13 protein-coding genes are annotated in these 17417 nt (G+C 54.3%); 6 read left to right on the top strand and 7 right to left on the bottom strand.

The features are described 5' to 3' along the window. Window positions 1–70: 70 nt before the first annotated feature. Both argS and mrdA2 read left to right on the top strand, forming a co-directional pair. A complete protein-coding gene (gene argS / locus OGX84_RS13365) occupies window positions 71–1804 on the top strand; it encodes an arginine--tRNA ligase (protein WP_047463162.1) in 1734 nt (577 codons plus the stop codon). Window positions 1805–2089: 285 nt separating this feature from the next. Beyond that, a complete protein-coding gene (mrdA2, locus tag OGX84_RS13360) occupies window positions 2090–3931 on the top strand; it encodes a peptidoglycan DD-transpeptidase MrdA2 (protein WP_286458075.1) in 1842 nt (613 codons plus the stop codon). A 151-nt stretch (window positions 3932–4082) separates the two neighbouring features. On the opposite strand, the gene bglB is transcribed toward mrdA2, so the two are convergent. The 5 genes from bglB to flhB form a co-directional block, all read right to left on the bottom strand. After that, entirely contained in the window at window positions 4083–5222 is a 1140-nt protein-coding gene (gene bglB, locus OGX84_RS13355; RefSeq protein ID WP_047463157.1) for a beta-galactosidase BglB, read from the bottom strand. Between the two features lie 4 nt (window positions 5223–5226). Beyond that, complete coding sequence (locus OGX84_RS13350) at window positions 5227–6810, bottom strand: MFS transporter (protein ID WP_060815996.1); 1584 nt, start codon at window positions 6808–6810, stop codon at window positions 5227–5229. A 261-nt stretch (window positions 6811–7071) separates the two neighbouring features. Continuing rightward, a complete protein-coding gene (flhE, locus tag OGX84_RS13345) occupies window positions 7072–7464 on the bottom strand; it encodes a flagellar protein FlhE (protein WP_012131977.1) in 393 nt (130 codons plus the stop codon). Beyond that, window positions 7464–9542: a flagellar biosynthesis protein FlhA gene (gene flhA, locus OGX84_RS13340; RefSeq protein ID WP_012131976.1), complete on the bottom strand. Its 2079-nt coding sequence runs from the start codon at window positions 9540–9542 to the stop codon at window positions 7464–7466. Before flhA ends, flhE begins: the two co-directional genes overlap by 1 nt. Next, window positions 9535–10686: a flagellar biosynthesis protein FlhB gene (flhB, locus tag OGX84_RS13335; protein WP_012131975.1), complete on the bottom strand. Its 1152-nt coding sequence runs from the start codon at window positions 10684–10686 to the stop codon at window positions 9535–9537. The genes flhA and flhB overlap by 8 nt, the downstream gene beginning before the upstream one ends. A gap of 510 nt (window positions 10687–11196) precedes the next feature. Between flhB and OGX84_RS13330 the strand changes: the two genes are divergently transcribed. The 4 genes from OGX84_RS13330 (at window position 11197) to OGX84_RS13315 (ending at window position 16313) form a co-directional block, all read left to right on the top strand. Further along, window positions 11197–11772: a fimbrial protein gene (locus OGX84_RS13330; RefSeq protein ID WP_104868533.1), complete on the top strand. Its 576-nt coding sequence runs from the start codon at window positions 11197–11199 to the stop codon at window positions 11770–11772. Between the two features lie 149 nt (window positions 11773–11921). After that, complete coding sequence (locus OGX84_RS13325; RefSeq protein WP_012131972.1) at window positions 11922–12614, top strand: fimbrial biogenesis chaperone; 693 nt, start codon at window positions 11922–11924, stop codon at window positions 12612–12614. 8 nt (window positions 12615–12622) lie between these two features. Continuing rightward, a complete protein-coding gene (locus OGX84_RS13320; RefSeq protein ID WP_286458073.1) occupies window positions 12623–15166 on the top strand; it encodes a fimbria/pilus outer membrane usher protein in 2544 nt (847 codons plus the stop codon). After that, window positions 15156–16313 carry a fimbrial protein gene (locus OGX84_RS13315; RefSeq protein WP_286458071.1) on the top strand — a complete coding sequence of 386 codons (1158 nt, stop codon included), beginning with the start codon at window positions 15156–15158 and terminating at the stop codon, window positions 16311–16313. Before OGX84_RS13320 ends, OGX84_RS13315 begins: the two co-directional genes overlap by 11 nt. Window positions 16314–16357: 44 nt before the next feature. On the opposite strand, the gene cheZ is transcribed toward OGX84_RS13315, so the two are convergent. After that, window positions 16358–17002, bottom strand: coding sequence for a protein phosphatase CheZ (gene cheZ, locus OGX84_RS13310; protein ID WP_012131968.1), 645 nt, complete (start codon window positions 17000–17002; stop codon window positions 16358–16360). A 10-nt stretch (window positions 17003–17012) separates the two neighbouring features. Further along, window positions 17013–17402, bottom strand: a complete 390-nt coding sequence (cheY, locus tag OGX84_RS13305) for a chemotaxis response regulator CheY (RefSeq protein ID WP_012131967.1) — start codon at window positions 17400–17402, stop codon at window positions 17013–17015. Window positions 17403–17417 lie beyond the last annotated feature (15 nt).

The raw sequence follows: 17417 nt of genomic DNA, 5'->3' as shown, positions 1-17417 counted from the left end.
ATACTCCCGCCCTAAATTCTTAAACTGGCGCGGACTCAGTTAATCCGCGTCTTACACGTAAGGTATTCCGGTGAATATTCAGGCTCTTCTCTCAGAAAAAGTTAGTCAGGCCATGATTGTTGCAGGCGCGCCTGCAAATTGCGAACCGCAGGTTCGTCAGTCAGCAAAAGTACAGTTCGGCGACTATCAGGCCAACGGCATGATGGCAGTTGCTAAAAAACTGGGTATGGCGCCGCGACAACTTGCAGAGCAGGTGCTGACTCATCTGGATCTCAACGGCATCGCCAGCAAGGTTGAAATCGCAGGTCCTGGCTTTATCAATATTTTCCTCGACCCGGCATTTCTTGCTGAACATGTTCAACAGGCGCTGGCTTCTGAGCGTCTGGGCGTGGCTAAGCCTGCGAAACAGACCGTGGTTATCGACTACTCCGCGCCTAACGTCGCGAAAGAGATGCATGTCGGCCACCTGCGCTCCACCATCATCGGCGATGCCGCCGTGCGCACGCTGGAGTTCCTCGGCCATCACGTTATCCGCGCTAACCACGTCGGCGACTGGGGCACACAGTTCGGTATGCTTATCGCCTGGCTGGAAAAACAGCAGCAGGAAAATGCAGGTGAAATGGCGCTGGCCGACCTCGAAGGTTTCTACCGTGATGCGAAAAAACATTACGATGAAGACGAAGCGTTCGCAGAGCGCGCGCGTAACTACGTGGTGAAACTACAGGGCGGCGACCCGTACTTCCTCGACATGTGGCGCAAGCTGGTCGACATCACCATGACGCAGAACCAGATCACCTACAATCGCCTGAACGTTACGTTAACCCGTGACGATGTGATGGGTGAAAGCCTGTATAACCCGATGCTGCCTGGCATCGTCGCCGACCTGAAAGCTCAGGGTCTGGCGGTTGAAAGCGAAGGCGCAACCGTTGTTTTCCTTGATGAATATAAAAACAAGGAAGGCGAACCGATGGGCGTGATCATTCAGAAGAAAGATGGCGGCTATCTCTACACCACCACCGACATCGCCTGCGCGAAATACCGCTATGAAACGCTGCATGCGGATCGCGTGCTGTACTACATCGACTCCCGCCAGCATCAGCACCTGATGCAAGCATGGACCATCGTACGCAAAGCCGGTTACGTGCCGGATTCCGTACCGCTGGAACACCATATGTTCGGCATGATGCTCGGTAAAGACGGCAAGCCGTTCAAAACCCGCGCGGGCGGTACGGTGAAGCTGGCCGATCTGCTGGATGAAGCGCTGGAACGCGCACGCCGTCTGGTGGCCGAGAAGAACCCGGATATGCCTGCCGACGAGCTGGAAAAACTGGCCAACGCGGTTGGTATTGGCGCAGTGAAATATGCGGATCTCTCCAAAAACCGCACTACTGACTACATCTTCGACTGGGACAACATGCTGGCGTTCGAAGGCAACACCGCGCCATATATGCAGTATGCCTATACCCGCGTGCTGTCCGTGTTCCGTAAAGCGGAGATTGACGAGAGCGCCCTGTCCAGCGCGCCGGTCGTTATCCGTGAAGATCGTGAAGCCCAACTGGCTGCGCGCCTGTTGCAGTTCGAAGAAACGCTGACCGTGGTCGCGCGTGAAGGTACGCCGCATGTGATGTGCGCCTACCTGTATGACGTTGCCGGTTTGTTCTCTGGCTTCTACGAGCACTGCCCGATCCTCAGCGCGGAAAACGAAGAGGTTCGTAACAGCCGTCTGAAACTGGCGCAACTGACCGCGAAAACGCTGAAACTGGGTCTGGATACGCTGGGTATTGAGACCGTAGAACGGATGTAATCACATCGAGTGATGTGAAAACCCGCGCTATGTCGCGGGTTTTTTATTTTCCCGAATGACCGCCCTCGTAGGCCTGATAAGCGAAGCGCCATCAGGCGGTAGGGCGCACCTTGCTGGATGGCGGCGTAAACGCCTTATCCAGCCTACGAGAAACGGCTACGTTAACTGTAATTTGTAACGACTCACAAGGAATGACACATTTCCGTAGAGAGATGGAACATCTTTTGTCTGTCATGCCGGTGACGCCTCCGTATTATTAGGCGGCGAATTTATCGGGTGTGGACAATGACGTTTAAAGATTTTGCTGCGGAAGAAAAACTCTTTCTGAGACGCGTGATAGTGGCCTTTGGCCTGGTGGTTGTCTGCTTTGGCGTCCTGATTGTCAATCTCTACGATTTACAAATCCGTCAGCATCAGTATTACACGACCCGTTCAAACGAAAATGACATCAAAATGCTGCCCGTCGCCCCGACGCGCGGCATCATCTACGATCGCAACGGTATTCCGCTGGTGCGTAATATCACCTGGTATGATATTTCCGTCACCCCATACAAAATTGCCGACATGGACGCGCTGTTACGTCAGCTTACCCCTCTCGTGGATCTCACGCCTGATGATATTGCGGCCTTTCACCATGCGTTGAAGTCAGGCAGCCGCTATCGCCCGGTGGTATTGAAAAACGCGCTGTCGGACGTCGAAATTGCCCGCTTTTCCGTTAACCAGTTCCATTTCAACGGCGTGACGATCAACAGTTATGAAGACCGTCAGTACCCCTACGGCGCGGAGCTGGCGCATGTGCTCGGTTACGTGTCGAAGATTAACGACAGCGACCTGAAAGCGCTGGATGAGAAAGGTCTGGCTGAGAACTATGCCGCCGATCACAACATCGGTAAGCAGGGCATTGAACGCTATTACGAAAATGATCTGCACGGCAAAACGGGCTACCGGGAGGTCGAAGTGGATAACCACGGACGCATCGTGCGCCTGTTAAAAAATGTCCCGCCCGTTGCCGGCAAAGACATCCACCTGACGCTGGATTTACATCTACAGGAATATATAGAAAGCCTGCTTGCCGGTCAGCGCGCAGCAGTGCTGGTCGAAGATCCCCACGACGGTTCAGTGCTGGCGATGGTCTCCACGCCCAGCTATGACCCAAACCCGTTTGTGAAGGGCATCAGCCATCAGGATTACGGCAGGTTACTGCATGATAAAGATCTGCCGTTGATTAACCGCGTCACCCAGGGGCTGTACCCGCCCGCCTCCACGGTGAAACCTTATATCGCGATGTCTGCGCTGTTAAACGGCGTTATCACGCCGCAAACCACCTTCTTCGGCGCGCCGACCTGGACGCTCCCCGGCACGCAACGCCATTACCGCGACTGGAAAAAAACCGGCCACGGTATGCTGGATGTCACCAAAGCGATTGAAGAATCCGCCGACACCTTTTTCTATCAGGTTGCCTGGATGATGGGGATCGATCGCATTAACACCATGCTCGGTCAATTTGGTTACGGTAAGCCCACCGGTATCGATCTGGATGAAGAGTATAACGGCCTGCTACCCAGCCGCGAGTGGAAAGAGAGAGTACATAAAAAAGCCTGGTATCAGGGGGATACGATTTCAGTCGGTATCGGCCAGGGGTACTGGATTGCCACGCCGATCCAGATGGTGAAAGCGATGGTAGCGCTAATCAACAACGGGAAAGTGATCGCCCCTCACCTGCTTCAGAGTGAAGTGTCCGGCAAGACCGTCATGCCCTGGCAGGCGCCTCAGACGGAAACGCAGATTGCCGATGCCGCCTCGCCTTATTGGGGGCTGGTGCGACAGGCGATGTTTGGTATGGCGAATGCGCCGAACGGCACCGGTTATAAATTCTTCCACACCGCGCCCTACGGTATTGCAGCCAAAAGCGGCACTTCGCAAGTGTTCAGTCTGAAAGAAAACCAGACCTATAATGCGAAAATGATCCCTATCCGTCTGCGCGACCATGTGTTTTACACCGCTTTCGCGCCGTATAAAAACCCGAAAGTCGCGGTGGCGTTGATTCTGGAAAACGGCGGCAGCGGCGGCGTGACCGCCGCGCCGGTGATGCGGCAAATCATGGATCACCTTTTTGCGCCGCAATAACAGCACATGCCGGATGGCGGCGTAAACGCCTTATCCGGCCTACGGTGAATATACCGGCCAACATGCCGGATGGCGGCGTAAACGCCTTATCCGGCCTACAAACTGCGTCGAACCGTAGGCCCGATAAGCGCAGCGCCATCGGGCGTCCCTCTCAAAAATACTTACGCAAATACTCTGTCAGACACAGTATCGCCATCGCCTGCCCGTACGGCATCGATGTCAGCGGAATGTCGCGATAGAAATCCAGATCGTGCCCCATTCCCGTACCAAAGGACGTTTGCAGCAGCTCGCCTTCCGGCGATATGTGTTTCACAATACCGCGAATCGCGCTTTCAGCCGTCTGCGCATATTCCGCCCCAACATAGCGTTTACGCACCGCTTTCAGAATGCCGTAGGCGAACCCCGCCGTTGCCGAGGCCTCCAGATAGGAATCAGGATCGTCCAGCAGGGTATGCCATAGCCCACTCTCATCCTGACAATTTGCCAGCGCGGCGATCTGCGCGTTCAGAACCTGAATCAGATAGCGGCGAACCGCGTTCTTCTCCGGCAAATCGACCAGTTCCAGGAAATCTGGAATCACGATGGTAAGCCAACTGTTACCCCGCGCCCAGCGAGCCCTGGCAAAGTTATGATGTCCATCATAGCTCCAGCCGTGGAACCACAGACCGGTCTCTTTATCCATCAGGTTCTGTACGTGCAGCAGGAACTGATAAATCGCCTCTTCCACATACTCCGGGCGGTTGAGCAGTTTGCCAATCTTCGCCAGCGGCATCACCGTCATCATCAGCGTGTCATCCCACATCTGCTGATGGTTTTCTTCCGCCAGCGTCATGTGCTGCATACCGCCATGATCGGTGCGCGGCATCTCATTCATCGCCCACTCCGCCCAGGACTCAAGCCAGGGCAGATACGCCGGGTTACGCGTCTCTTCATAGCGATACGCCAGCGTCAAAAACGGCGCCATCGTGTTAACGTTTTTGGTGGTCGCGCCTTCGGCGAAACGCTCGGCAAACCAGTTATCGATAATGTCGCGCATTTTCTCATCACCGGTCTGTTGATAATACTGATGCATACCGTACAGACCGACGCCATGCGTCCACTCCCATCCTGCCCAGCCTTTGGTATCAATCACCCGGCCATCGTCCAGGCGCAGCAGAAATTGTCCGCTCTCATCCCTGATATTGACCAGATTGTTCGTCACCGTCTGAATCAAGGCTTGCAGCGCTTCCCGGGAGATAAATCGCTCCGGCTGACGTAATAATGGGCTGTGTTTGACGGGCCAAACTTTCATATCCTTAACCTCTGTTCAATGTCGAATTCAGCGCAGCCCCCTGTTGAAGCGAAGGCGCCGCAGGTTTATTACGGTTCAGATAACCAATATTGTTGTTACCCCACAGTGATTCATACGGCATACCGGAGAGCATCTCGACGGTCGCACGCGCCTGCGGCGTGATGGCTTCCGGCATCACCCGGCCCGACTCACGCATTTTGGCGGTCTCTTCACGCAGGGTGCCGTGCGTTTGCAAATTCAGTTTGAAACGCAAAGAAACCAGGAAACCAAAGGCCAGCACGGACAGCGTGCCGCAGCTCAGAATCAGCAGAATGGTATGACTGACCGCTTCAGGCTGTATGCTCTGCCCTGAGACAAAACCAGACATCTGCATCACAATCCCGACCAGCATGACGGCCCCGGCCTGAGAGGCTTTACGGGTCAGCGTCATGATGCCCGCGAAGATCCCTTCCCGCCGTTGACCGGTAATCACCTCATCAACATCGGCAATATAGGTGTAGGTATTCCACGGCACATAGTTGATCCCGCCGCGACCAAGCCCCGCCAGCGCTGAGATCAGCAGCAGCAGCGAATAAACATCGCTTAAGCCCGCATAATAAAGAACGGCATAAGAGAGAGAACTCAGACCAAAGAGCACCACGACCATCCGGTATGACGGCGCAGGCCCGAAGCGAATGCACAGCGGGATCATGGCAATCACCGCAATGAACTGGAAGATAGCCATCGTACCGAGCAGATTCGACGCCAGTGAGGCTTCCTGCATCAGGACAAAAACAACATACCAGGTAAAGACGGCGTTAAAGACGTCCTGTGCGATATATCCCCCAAGATACATCCCCAGATGCTGGCGGAAAATCTTGATGCGCAGCGTCGAGCTCAGCTCAACAAACAAACGACTCATACTCTGGCTGAACGTCAGGCTTTTCTTCTCTTCTTCCGCGCGCAGCGCCGCCTCCGTCCACTCTTCGCGCGGGCGCTCCCAGGTAAAGAACCACACAAAAGTCAGCATCAGCGCGCACAGCACCGAGAACACCAGGCTGGCATAGAAAAAAGAAATGGGGTTGTCTTTACCAAAGGCAGTCAGCAGGATACCCGGCAGGAACGAGGCCAGAATCGCAGACATCTGCGCCATTGAGATACGCGCCCCGGAGAACCGGGTCTTCTGTTTGAAGTCATCGGTCATTTCCGGCACCAGCGTCTCGTAAGGGACAAGAATCATGGTGTAGACAATGTCGAACAGCAGATAAGTCAGCAGGTAGTACCAGAATCCCATATCGCCAACCCACATGAGCGAGTAGCTAAAGACGCATGGAATACCAAGCAGAATAAAGAATTTACGACGGCCAAAGCGTCTGCCGAACCAGGTCGAACCGAAGTTATCGGTCAGAAAGCCCATCAGCGGGCTGACGACCGCATCCAGAACCCTCGCGGCAGCGAAAATGAATGTCGCCTCAATCGGCGTAAGGCCACAGAAGGTCGTGTAGAAATAGAGTAACCATGCGGCGGTTAATGCAGTGGTTCCTGCGCCCAGAAAATCGCCCGAACCATAGGCTAAATAATTCGCCAATCCAATTTTACGTGTTTTCATGCCGTTAACCCTGCAAATTGTTGGGAGACCCCCGGCATATTGGCTTCGCCAAAGGGAGTTTTTACACGGCCACAGTAAAAGCTAACAGAAAGTGAAACCTTTTCATTTTTGCCACACCATCAGACGAGATGGCAAAAATACAAAGAGTCTGGCAACGCGCGTCACCGATTTATAAAACAGCGTTTTTATTGAATCAAAAGACGGGGTCAAAATTGTGAGGCAGCCAGCACGTTGTCTGCTGGCTGCTGTTGGCGCGGGGAGTTAACGATAGTTCACAATCACCTGATTACGCTGCACTTTTAATGCGGGAATCAGTCGCCCGCCGCCCGGCACCTCCCACACGAAGCGCAACGGTTCAGCGGCAGGCACATTCGCGAACCCGTGGGTGGTTCCGCTCTGTCCGTCCAGCTCCACGCAACGGGACTGTGAACACAAACGCGCCCGAAGCCCCGCCGGCGTCGGGCCATTCAGTTCATAGCGCCAGGCGACCAGCGTCATTAAACCGGACACCGGCTGGCCTGACGACAATGGAGCAGACGACGCCGACACCCCACGATGGTTCAGGGTAATGCCGATACTGCTGGCCTGCCACGCCCCTTCTCCGGCGGCCTGTACCGCCAGCGGAAATAACAATAAACCGAGTAATTTACGCATTATTTCCCTCCAATTGTCGCCGTCATACGGATGTTGCGATTATCAGAAAGCTCCATGTTCGACAACACCACCAGCTGCGGCAAACTCCGGCGTAAAAAGCGCGACAGCAGCGGGCGTAGCGCGTGGTTCACCAGCAGAACCGGCGGCGCGCCCAGCATTTCCTGACGGGACAGCGCCTCCTGGGTTTGCGCCAGCAAGCGATCGGCCAGCCCCGGCTCAAGGCCGCCACCGCCCTGTAACGCCTGCAACAGCAGGCGCTCCAGCGGAGTATCCAGACCAATCACCTGCACTTCGTCATTGCCCGGGAACCACTGCTGCGTAATCGCCCTGCCCAGCGCCACACGCACCACGGCGGTTAATTCATGTGGATCGCTTTGCAACGGCGCATGTTCCGCCAGCGTTTCCAGAATCGTGCGCATATCACGGATCGGCACTTTTTCATCCAGCAGGTTCTGCAACACTTTATGCAGGGTCGTGAGCGTTACAACGCCAGGCACCAAATCTTCCGTCAGCTTTGGCATCTCTTGTGATACGCGATCCAGCAGTTGCTGCGCTTCCTGGCGACCAAACAACTCTGCGGCAAACTGACCAATCAAGTGGTTAAGATGCGTCGCCACGACGGTACTGGCTTCCACCACGGTGAAGCCCTGAATCTGCGCCTGCTCTTTCAGCGCGCTTTCGATCCAGATGGCGTCCAGGCCAAAAGCGGGATCGACAGTCTGTTCGCCCGGCAGCGTTCCCGCCGCCGTGCCAGGGTTAATCGCCAGCCAGCGTCCCGGATAGGCGTCGCCGCTGCCAATTTCTACCCCTTTCATCAGAATGCGATAGCGCGCTGGCTGTAAGTCCATATTGTCGCGAATGTGTACCACTGGCGGCAGGAAGCCCATATCCTGGGCGAACTTTTTACGAATACTGCGGATTCGCCCGAGCAGTTCGCCGTCCTGCTGGAAATCCACCATCGGGATCAGGCGGTAGCCCACCTCCATGCCCAGCGAATCTTCAAGCTGTACATCGTTCCAGGTGGCTTCAACCACCGAATTATTTTCCGGCATCTTGACGGCCTGCGGCTCCGCCGGTGGTTTTTGTTCACGCCCGCGCAGCCACCAGGCAAGGCCCAATAGCGCCGCCGTAAACATCAGGAACACCAGGTTTGGCATCCCCGGCACCAGACCAAGCAGGCCGAGAACCGATGCGCTGAGCAGCATCACGCTCGGGTTGCTGAACAGTTGCCCCACCATCTGTTCGCCCACATCCTGGTCGGTGCTTACGCGGGTGACAATAACGCCCGCCGCCGTAGAGATCACCAGCGCCGGAATTTGCGCCACCAGGCCGTCGCCGATCGTCAGCAGGGTGTAACTTTCCGCCGCGTGCCCCATGTCCATCCCGTGTTGCAGAACCCCCACCAGCAGGCCGCCCACGATGTTAATGACCATGATTAAGATACCGGCGATGGCATCCCCGCGCACAAACTTACTCGCACCGTCCATTGACCCGTAGAAATCCGCTTCCTGCGTCACTTCAGCACGCCGTTTTTTCGCTTCATCTTCGCCAATCAGACCAGCGTTCAGGTCGGCGTCGATCGCCATCTGTTTACCGGGCATCCCGTCCAGCACGAAACGCGCGCCCACTTCCGCGATACGCCCGGCGCCCTTGGTGATAACCATAAAGTTGATGATGACGAGAATGACGAACACCACAATACCGATCGCAAAGTTGCCACCGACCAGGAAGTGACCAAACGCCTCGACCACTTTCCCCGCCGCCGCTGCGCCGGTATGCCCTTCCATCAGGATGATACGGGTTGACGCCACGTTCAGCGCCAGGCGCAACAGCGTGGTGAAAAGCAATATTGTCGGGAATGCGGCAAATTCCAGCGTACGCTGGGTGAACATCGCCACCAACAGCACCATGATCGACAGCGCGATATTAAAGGTGAACAGCAGGTCGAGGATGAAGGCGGGCAGCGGCAGCACCATCATCGACAAAATCAGCAGGATGAGGATCGGCCCGGCAAGAATTTGCCATTGCGTGGATTTCAGGTTGCTGGGCAGGCGCAGCATCGCGACCAGATTAGCCATCAGTATTCTTCTCGTTCATAAAATCCAGTGCTTCAGGCACAGGAAGATTTTCAGGTTGTGGAGGACGTTGTCCACCGGCAAGACGCCAGCGTTTGAGCTGCCATACCCATGCCAGCACTTCTGCCACTGCGGCATAGAGCTGGCCGGGGATTTGCTGACCAATTTCAGCATGCCGATACAAGGCGCGCGCCAGCGGGGGCGCTTCTAAGGTCGGCACCCGATGTTCCGCGCCAATTTCGCGAATGCGCAGCGCCACCAGTCCCGCGCCTTTGGCGACCACTTTTGGCGCACTCATTTTGTTTTCGTCGTACTGCAACGCAACCGAGTAATGCGTCGGGTTAGTCACGATGACATCCGCTTTAGGCACATCTTCCATCATGCGCCGCTGCGCAGCCGCACGCTGCATCTGGCGAATTTTCCCTTTGATGTGCGGATCGCCTTCACTCTCTTTAAATTCATCGCGAATATCTTTACGCGACATCCGCAGTTTCTTCAGGTGGCTGAAGATCTGGAAGACGACGTCAAACGCCACCATCGGAATCACGCCCAGTACAACCAGAAGCGCGCACAGCCCGACTAAATCAAGCGCGTTGCCCATCGCCGTAACCGGAGATTCCGCCATCAGGCGCATCATCTCCGGCCAGTGATGCCAGAGATAAAATCCCGCCACGCTTCCCACCAGCGTCGATTTCAGGATTGCTTTCAGCAGTTCCGCGCCGGTCTGGGCGGAGAACATGCGTTTAATCCCCGATAGCGGATTCAGTTTTGAAAATTTGGGTTGCAGTGATTTACCGCTGAAAATCAGGCCGCCGAGCATGACCGGCGAGATCAGCGCGACCAGCACAACGCCGGTGATGAGCGGCAGCAACGCAATCATCGCCTCTTTAATCAGCAAAATAATCTGCCCGAGGATCAAATTGGGGTCGTTCACCATGCTGTGATCGAAACGCAGCCCAGCCGACAACATCCCCGCCAGGCGACGCGCCAGCGACTCACCGCCGATCCAGATAATGCAAACGCCCACCAGCAAAATCAGTAGTGAGGTCAACTCCTTCGATCGGGGGACTTGCCCTTCCTCCCGCGCTTTTTCAAGTCGGTGGGGTGTGGGGGCTTCTGTTTTGTCGTCGTCGCTCTCTTCTGCCACTGCATACGCCTGCTGCCATTACGTTGCATCGATCATGCCAGAACACGCCGCAGTCAATAGGCGGAATAGCCCCCATAACGCCCTCTTTTTGTCTTGTTTGTCAGCAAGCGGATTTTCTCTGCCGGTCAGGCGTCTTATTTTCGGAATAAGGGAAGTGGGATCACATTTCATTGACATAAAATACAATGAGCATTTATATAAACCTGTATTACGGAGGTTAATTTCGCTTTCTGTCATCAAGATTAAAGAAGTCTTTAAAATATATTACCTGGTTTTCATTTCTTCAATTTATCTTTTCACCAGAGAAAAAATACTTTATTACAATATTTATGCACAGAAAGCAGGCGACACTGACGGTATAATAGCCTTCATTGATTCACAGAATATATTTTAAATTCACACATATAGATATAATTTAATATTGACCCCGTTTTCTATTTGCAATAAATTCATCCCATCTGAAACTGAACAATTTCATATCATGGATATCACCATTAAGGAACTACAGTTATGAACGCAAGAGGACATATTATATCAGGCGCACTGCTGGCACTGGCGTCAACGGGAATCTTCGCCGCCGAAATGGATGCCGGTACGATTCACTTTACAGGACAAATTATCGAACCCAGTTGTGAGATTCAGGGTGATGATGGAACGAACAGCATCGTGCCATTAGGTACTTACCCCACCTCGCTTTTTTCCACTCCAGGAACAGAATCAACGCTTGCCCCCTTTTCCATTGTATTAGTGGATTGCCCACTTAAAAGCGACGGTCTGCCCGCCGTTCAGTTAACGTTTAACGGGACAACCGCCCTGACAGGTTCTTCGACATTACTGGATGTCAGTAAAATCACTACCGCCGGAGATACGGCGGCAACAGGGGTCGGTATTGCCGTTAGCCCGGAAAATAAAGACACGCAACTCATTACAATGGATGGAGGAGAAGGACAGGTGTTTATCGAATTACCCACTCTGACGGGCGACTCTGTTCAGGCGAATTTCAATGCCCGTTATAAATCATTCGCGCAAACCGTCACTGCGGGCCCGGCCGATGCGGACATGACCGTAAATATACTTTATCGTTAATAACCTGACTTTACTCATTGATAAAATCCATAGCATCTTCTGGCATTAACAGATTTATTTCAGGAAGGCGAATCTGATAATAGTCCGAAAATGGACCCGGACTATTATCTCCCCCGCTTTTATATGTCCACTTAATATAAGTTAAGGTTATGCGTACTGTATCTCAGGTTTTATTATGCCTCCCTGTAATATTAACATCATTTAGCCATGCCGCTGGAATTCAGGTTGGCCGCACGCGCATTATTTATGACGCAGGGAAAAAAGAGGTCGCCCTTCCGCTGGTCAATAAAGAGAAGGAACTGCCGTGGCTGATCCAGTCATGGTCCGATACCGGCGACGGTAAAACGCGTGGGCCTTTTATTGTCACGCCGCCACTGTTCCGTCTTGACCCGCAGAAAGAACAAAGCCTGCGTATTGCCTGGAATGGAACCGCGCTTCCCACAGACCGGGAATCCCTGTTCTACATGAATGTGCGCACAATTCCCGGTACAGCCAAAGAAGACGATGATAAAAACGTGTTGCGTCTGATTTACAAAACGCGTCTGAAATTGTTCTGGCGTCCGAAGGGCTTGCAAGGTACGCCCACCGAGACCTGCAAGAACCTGCATTTTGTTCGTCGCGGCGAAATGTTAACGGTGGTCAATGAAGGCGCGTTTCACAGCATCTTTGACAGTCTGCTGCTCGGCAACACCAGACTTGAGAAAGCCGATATGGTCACTCCCAGGTCCAGCGTGCAAATCCCGGTGCCGAAAAGCGCCTCGGGAAACACCGTTAGCTGGCGTTGCATTACGGATTACGGCAACGCCTCTGACAAATATACTGTCACTCTGGCTCGGGATTAAACCACCTTATGGCTTTTGGCCCACCTCTTTTACGTCAGCGTCTCACCCCACTGGTGCGTTGCCTTGGCGGTATGTTGCTGGTCTCTTCCTGTGTCGCGAACGCGCGTGAGTATCGCTTTTCGCCTTCTGCGCTGGAGGGGAATATGCTGACGCAGCAGGATATCGATCTTTCCTTATTTTCTAAATCCAGTGCGCAATTGCCCGGCGTTTACGCTTCCCGGGTCATGATTAACGATGTGCGCCTGGATGATGCGGATATCACCTACCTCGGCACGCCTGGCGGCGAACTGACGCCGCAGCTCACGCCGGATATGCTAAGAAAATGGGGCGTGGCGGTCGATAAATATCCTGAATTAGCCGCACTCAATGCGGCGAAGCCACTGCCTGAACCGCTGAGCGCGTATATCCCACAGGCGCTGGCAACGCTTGATTTCTCCGTTATGACGCTGCGCCTTAGCATCCCGCAGGCCGCCATTGCCGGCACGGGTAAAGGCTATATTGATCCGTCACGCTGGGATGACGGCGTCCCCGTCGCCTTTGTCGACTACGCCTTTTCCGGTTCACAAAACCAGGACGACACGCAAAACAACACCACTAGCCAGTACCTGAATATGCGCAGCGGCACCAATATCGGCGGTTGGCGGCTGCGCAATTACGCCACCTGGAGCGACACTGACGGCAGCCATCACTGGGAAACCATCAACACCTATTTGCAGCACGATATTGACGCCCTGAAAGCGCAGTTTACCGGGGGAGAAAGCAACACCCGGGGCGACGTTTTTGACAGTCTGCAATACCGTGGCGTCAATATCGCCTCTGATGAAGAGATGCTGCCTTACAGCCAGCGCGGCTACGCGCCGGTGATTCGCGGCATCGCCAGCTCCAACGCCGAAGTGTCGGTACGTCAGAACGGTTATCTCATCTATCAGCAAAACGTCGCGCCCGGCGCATTTGAAATTAACGACCTTTATTCCACGACCAACAGCGGCGATCTGGAAGTCACGGTAAAAGAGGCCGATGGCACAGAGCGCCACTTTACCCAGCCTTATTCCAGCGTCGCCGTGATGCAGCGTCCTGGGCATATGAAATATGAAGTTACCGCGGGTCGCTATCGCGCAGACAGCGGGAGCGAACAAAATGAACCGGACTTCGTGCAGGGTAGCCTCATTTATGGCCTGAACAATAGCGTCACGCTGTTCGGCGGCGTGACCGCCGCGCAGGATTATCAGGCGATGAACAGCGGGGCTGGCCTCTCCCTTGGCATCGTCGGGTCGCTTTCCGCCGATGTGACGCTGGCGAAAACCCGGCTTGATGATGACACTCAGCACACCGGCCAGTCTTATCGCCTGCTCTACTCCGGGAAAATTGACACCACGGAGACGAACTTTACGCTGGCCAGCTACCGCTACTCTACCCGTGGTTATTACAGTTTCGCCGACGCGAATCAAAAGTACGACGATCATGAAGATGATCTGCTGTTTCGCTTTAACAAACGCAACCGGATTCAGGCCAGCATAAGCCAGAACGTGTCCGGCGCCAGCCTTTACCTGAACGGTTATCAGCAGGATTACTGGGGCACCGCCTACAAAGAGCGCAGTATTTCGGCGGGCCTGAATACCACGATTAAAAATATCAGCGTCCACCTTGCTTATACCTACAGCAAAAGCAACGGCGAAGAGAGCGACCAGATGATCGCCTTCGGCTTCAGCGTGCCGTTAAGTCAGTGGCTACCGGGAGCCTGGAGCAGCTACAACATCAGCAATAACAAGCATGGCTACACCCAGCAAAATATCGGGTTAAACGGTACGCTGCTGGACGATGAACGCCTGAATTACGCCTTCCAGCAGAGCCATTCCAACCATGACGGCGCAGACACCAGCAGCGTATACGGTAGCTATCGCTCACAATATGCCAACCTCAATGCGGGTTACTACACCTCCTCTGACGATACGCAGCGCTTGAGTTACGGCGTCAGCGGTGCGATTGTCGCCCATCCACACGGTGTCACGCTGGCTCAGCCTTTAGGCAGTCAGTTTGCTATCGTCAACGCCAACGGCGCATCGGGCGTACGCTTCCAAAACCAGCGCGGCATTCAGACTGACTGGCAGGGCAACGCCATCATCCCGTCATTAAGCCCCTATCAGGAAAACCGGATTCGCGTCGACACCAGCAGTCTGCCGGAGGACGTTGATACCAGTGAAACCGCCGTGACGGTGATTCCTTCGCGCAATGCCGCCGTTTCCGCCGCTTTTGATGCGCATGTCGGTTATCGCACGCTCATAAAATTAACCCGCCCGAATGGCATGACGGTGCCTTTTGGCGCGATGGCGACGGTCGACGCCCTCGCCATCAGCGGCATCGTGGATGATACGGGCACGCTCTACCTGGCCGGGGTCGCCGACGACGTTCAGTTAAGCGTCAAATGGGGAAATTCACAGGATCAACAATGCACAGCCCACATCACGCTGAATAGCGAACACCACGCGGTCAGCCCGACCGGCATCCATTACCTCAGCGCGACTTGTCAGCAGGAACCGCAAAATGTTAAGTAAAATGGGAAAATACGCACGTCTTTCATTGTCCGCAGCAGGTCTTTGCCTGATGGCGTCCGCAACAGCCCAGGCCGCGACCATTCTGCGTGACTGCTTTACCGCGCCACAGTATTACAGCGTCACGTTCAGCAACGAAATCAACGCAAACGACAACACGGCCAACAATATTGTTAAATTTGATGAGCATATTGTCGGGAACGGCGTTGAAATGGAGGCAAACTGCACATGCCCTGGCAATGTGTTTGAATCAACGGCAATAATGGAATTGACGCTGGCCGGAAGCCCGCTTAATGCCGGTATCGCCGGGTACGGTTATCTGACTGAAAACATAGATATTGATGTTGCAGGTTATAGCGATGCCGTTAATTCTCTGGACGGTACCGGCCTGATTCAGATCAGCATTAACCAGTATCCGACGCCGGTGTCGTCGATGGGGAAAGTGATCGAGTCAATGAAACCCACCGAAGGTTCCGCCAGCGTCTGTAGCGACAGCACCCATCCTGGCGCGCCCGCCCCCGCGAAGCGAACGTTCAGATGGAATGTTATCGCCGCCACGTTTTATATCAAAAAGCCCATTCTCGGTATCGAAGTCATTCCCCCAACGATACTCGTGCAAAACTACGCCTGTCTCTATTTTGACTCAGGAAGCTGCGACGCTGGCAGCGCACAGCACGTATCAAATATCTGGCTGAGTGGCTCACTCTCTGCCCCGCTGAGCTGTACGATTAATGCCGGAAGCACCATTGAGGTTGATCTGGGGAAAATTGTGAGTAAACAGTTTGTCACCAGGGGTCAGCCTCCCAAAGGCTACGCCCTGAAAAACGTTGATATCTCTTACCACTGCGACGGCAACGCCGTGGGAAATACCGACAGAATCAAGCTAACGCTCAGCGCCGACCAGGGGGTTGTAGACAGCAGCGATCCCCTGATAGCCAAAATGCTCGGCAGAGACGACCTGGGAGTGAGAATCTTTAGTGAGGACAACCAAAATGTTGCGCTGGACGGCACCTTTGAATTTCCGGTGACGATGGATGAGCAAGGTAACGGCGCGGTACACATCAAAGCCGCACCGGTGAGCACGACCAGCGCAACGCCAGCGCCCGGCGAATTTGAGGGCAATGTGACGGTAAAAATGGATCTGCGCTAAACGTTCCTCAGGTTGTCGGCACAACCTGAGGATACCTTACCGCATCAGAACCCGAGGCTATCCAGCAGGTCATCCACCTGATCCTGGCTGGCGACAACGCCGGCTTTGGTGGTGTCGACCTGTGGGCCATTGAGCAGGCTTTCATTCTCGCGTTTCGGACGTGAATTTTGCTCAGGGATGTTTTCCAGCAATACCATCAGCAGCTGACGCTCAATCTCCTGGATCACATCCATCATGCGCTTGATAACCTGACCGGTGAGATCCTGGAAATCCTGCGCCATCATGATGTCCAGCAGTTGCGCATTGGTGAAGCTGGTATGCCCCGGCACATCACCGAGGAATTTACGCGTATCCGTAACCAGTTCGCGGGCGTCGGCGAGTTCAATCGGGTTTTCGAACCACTCATCCCAGCGTTTGGTCAGCGCTTTGGCGCCCTTCTCCATTTCATCCTGGTGTGGCTGAGAGGCTTCAACGCTGTTCAGCGCACGTTCCGCCGCCTGCGCCGTCATCTGTACAACATAGTCCAGACGATCGCGCGCGTCAGGAATCGCTTCCGCCGCTTCTGCTATCGCCTGATCCAGCCCCAGTTCACGCAGGCTGTCACGCAGCATTCGGGTCAGACTGCCGATGCGCGCAATGATGTCCCCTGCTGAATGCTCATCAACAGGTTTAATTTGTGGTTGCATCATACTCAGACCCTCACATGCCCAGTTTCTCAAAGATTTTGTTGAGTTTCTCTTCCAGCGTCGCCGCAGTGAACGGTTTCACCACATAGCCGCTGGCACCCGCCTGCGCAGCCGCGATAATGTTCTCTTTCTTCGCTTCTGCGGTCACCATCAGCACCGGCAATGACGCCATTGCGCCATCAGCGCGAATCGTTTTCAGCAGTTCCAGACCGTCCATGTTGGGCATGTTCCAGTCAGAAATTACGAAGTCAAAGCCGCTTGCCTGCAATTTGTTCAGTGCGTCAACGCCATCTTCGGCCTCTTCGACGTTATTGAAACCCAGCTCTTTTAGCAGGTTGCGCACGATGCGACGCATGGTGGAAAAGTCATCCACAACCAGAAATCTGAGCTCTTTGTCCGCCATAAAAAAATACTCCTC

This window comes from Citrobacter sp. CK202 (assembly GCF_030333225.1).
GTDB lineage: Bacteria > Pseudomonadota > Gammaproteobacteria > Enterobacterales > Enterobacteriaceae > Citrobacter_B > Citrobacter_B koseri.
Note: the sequence above shows the minus strand (reverse complement) of the source record. Positions and strands in the feature narration are given on the sequence as shown.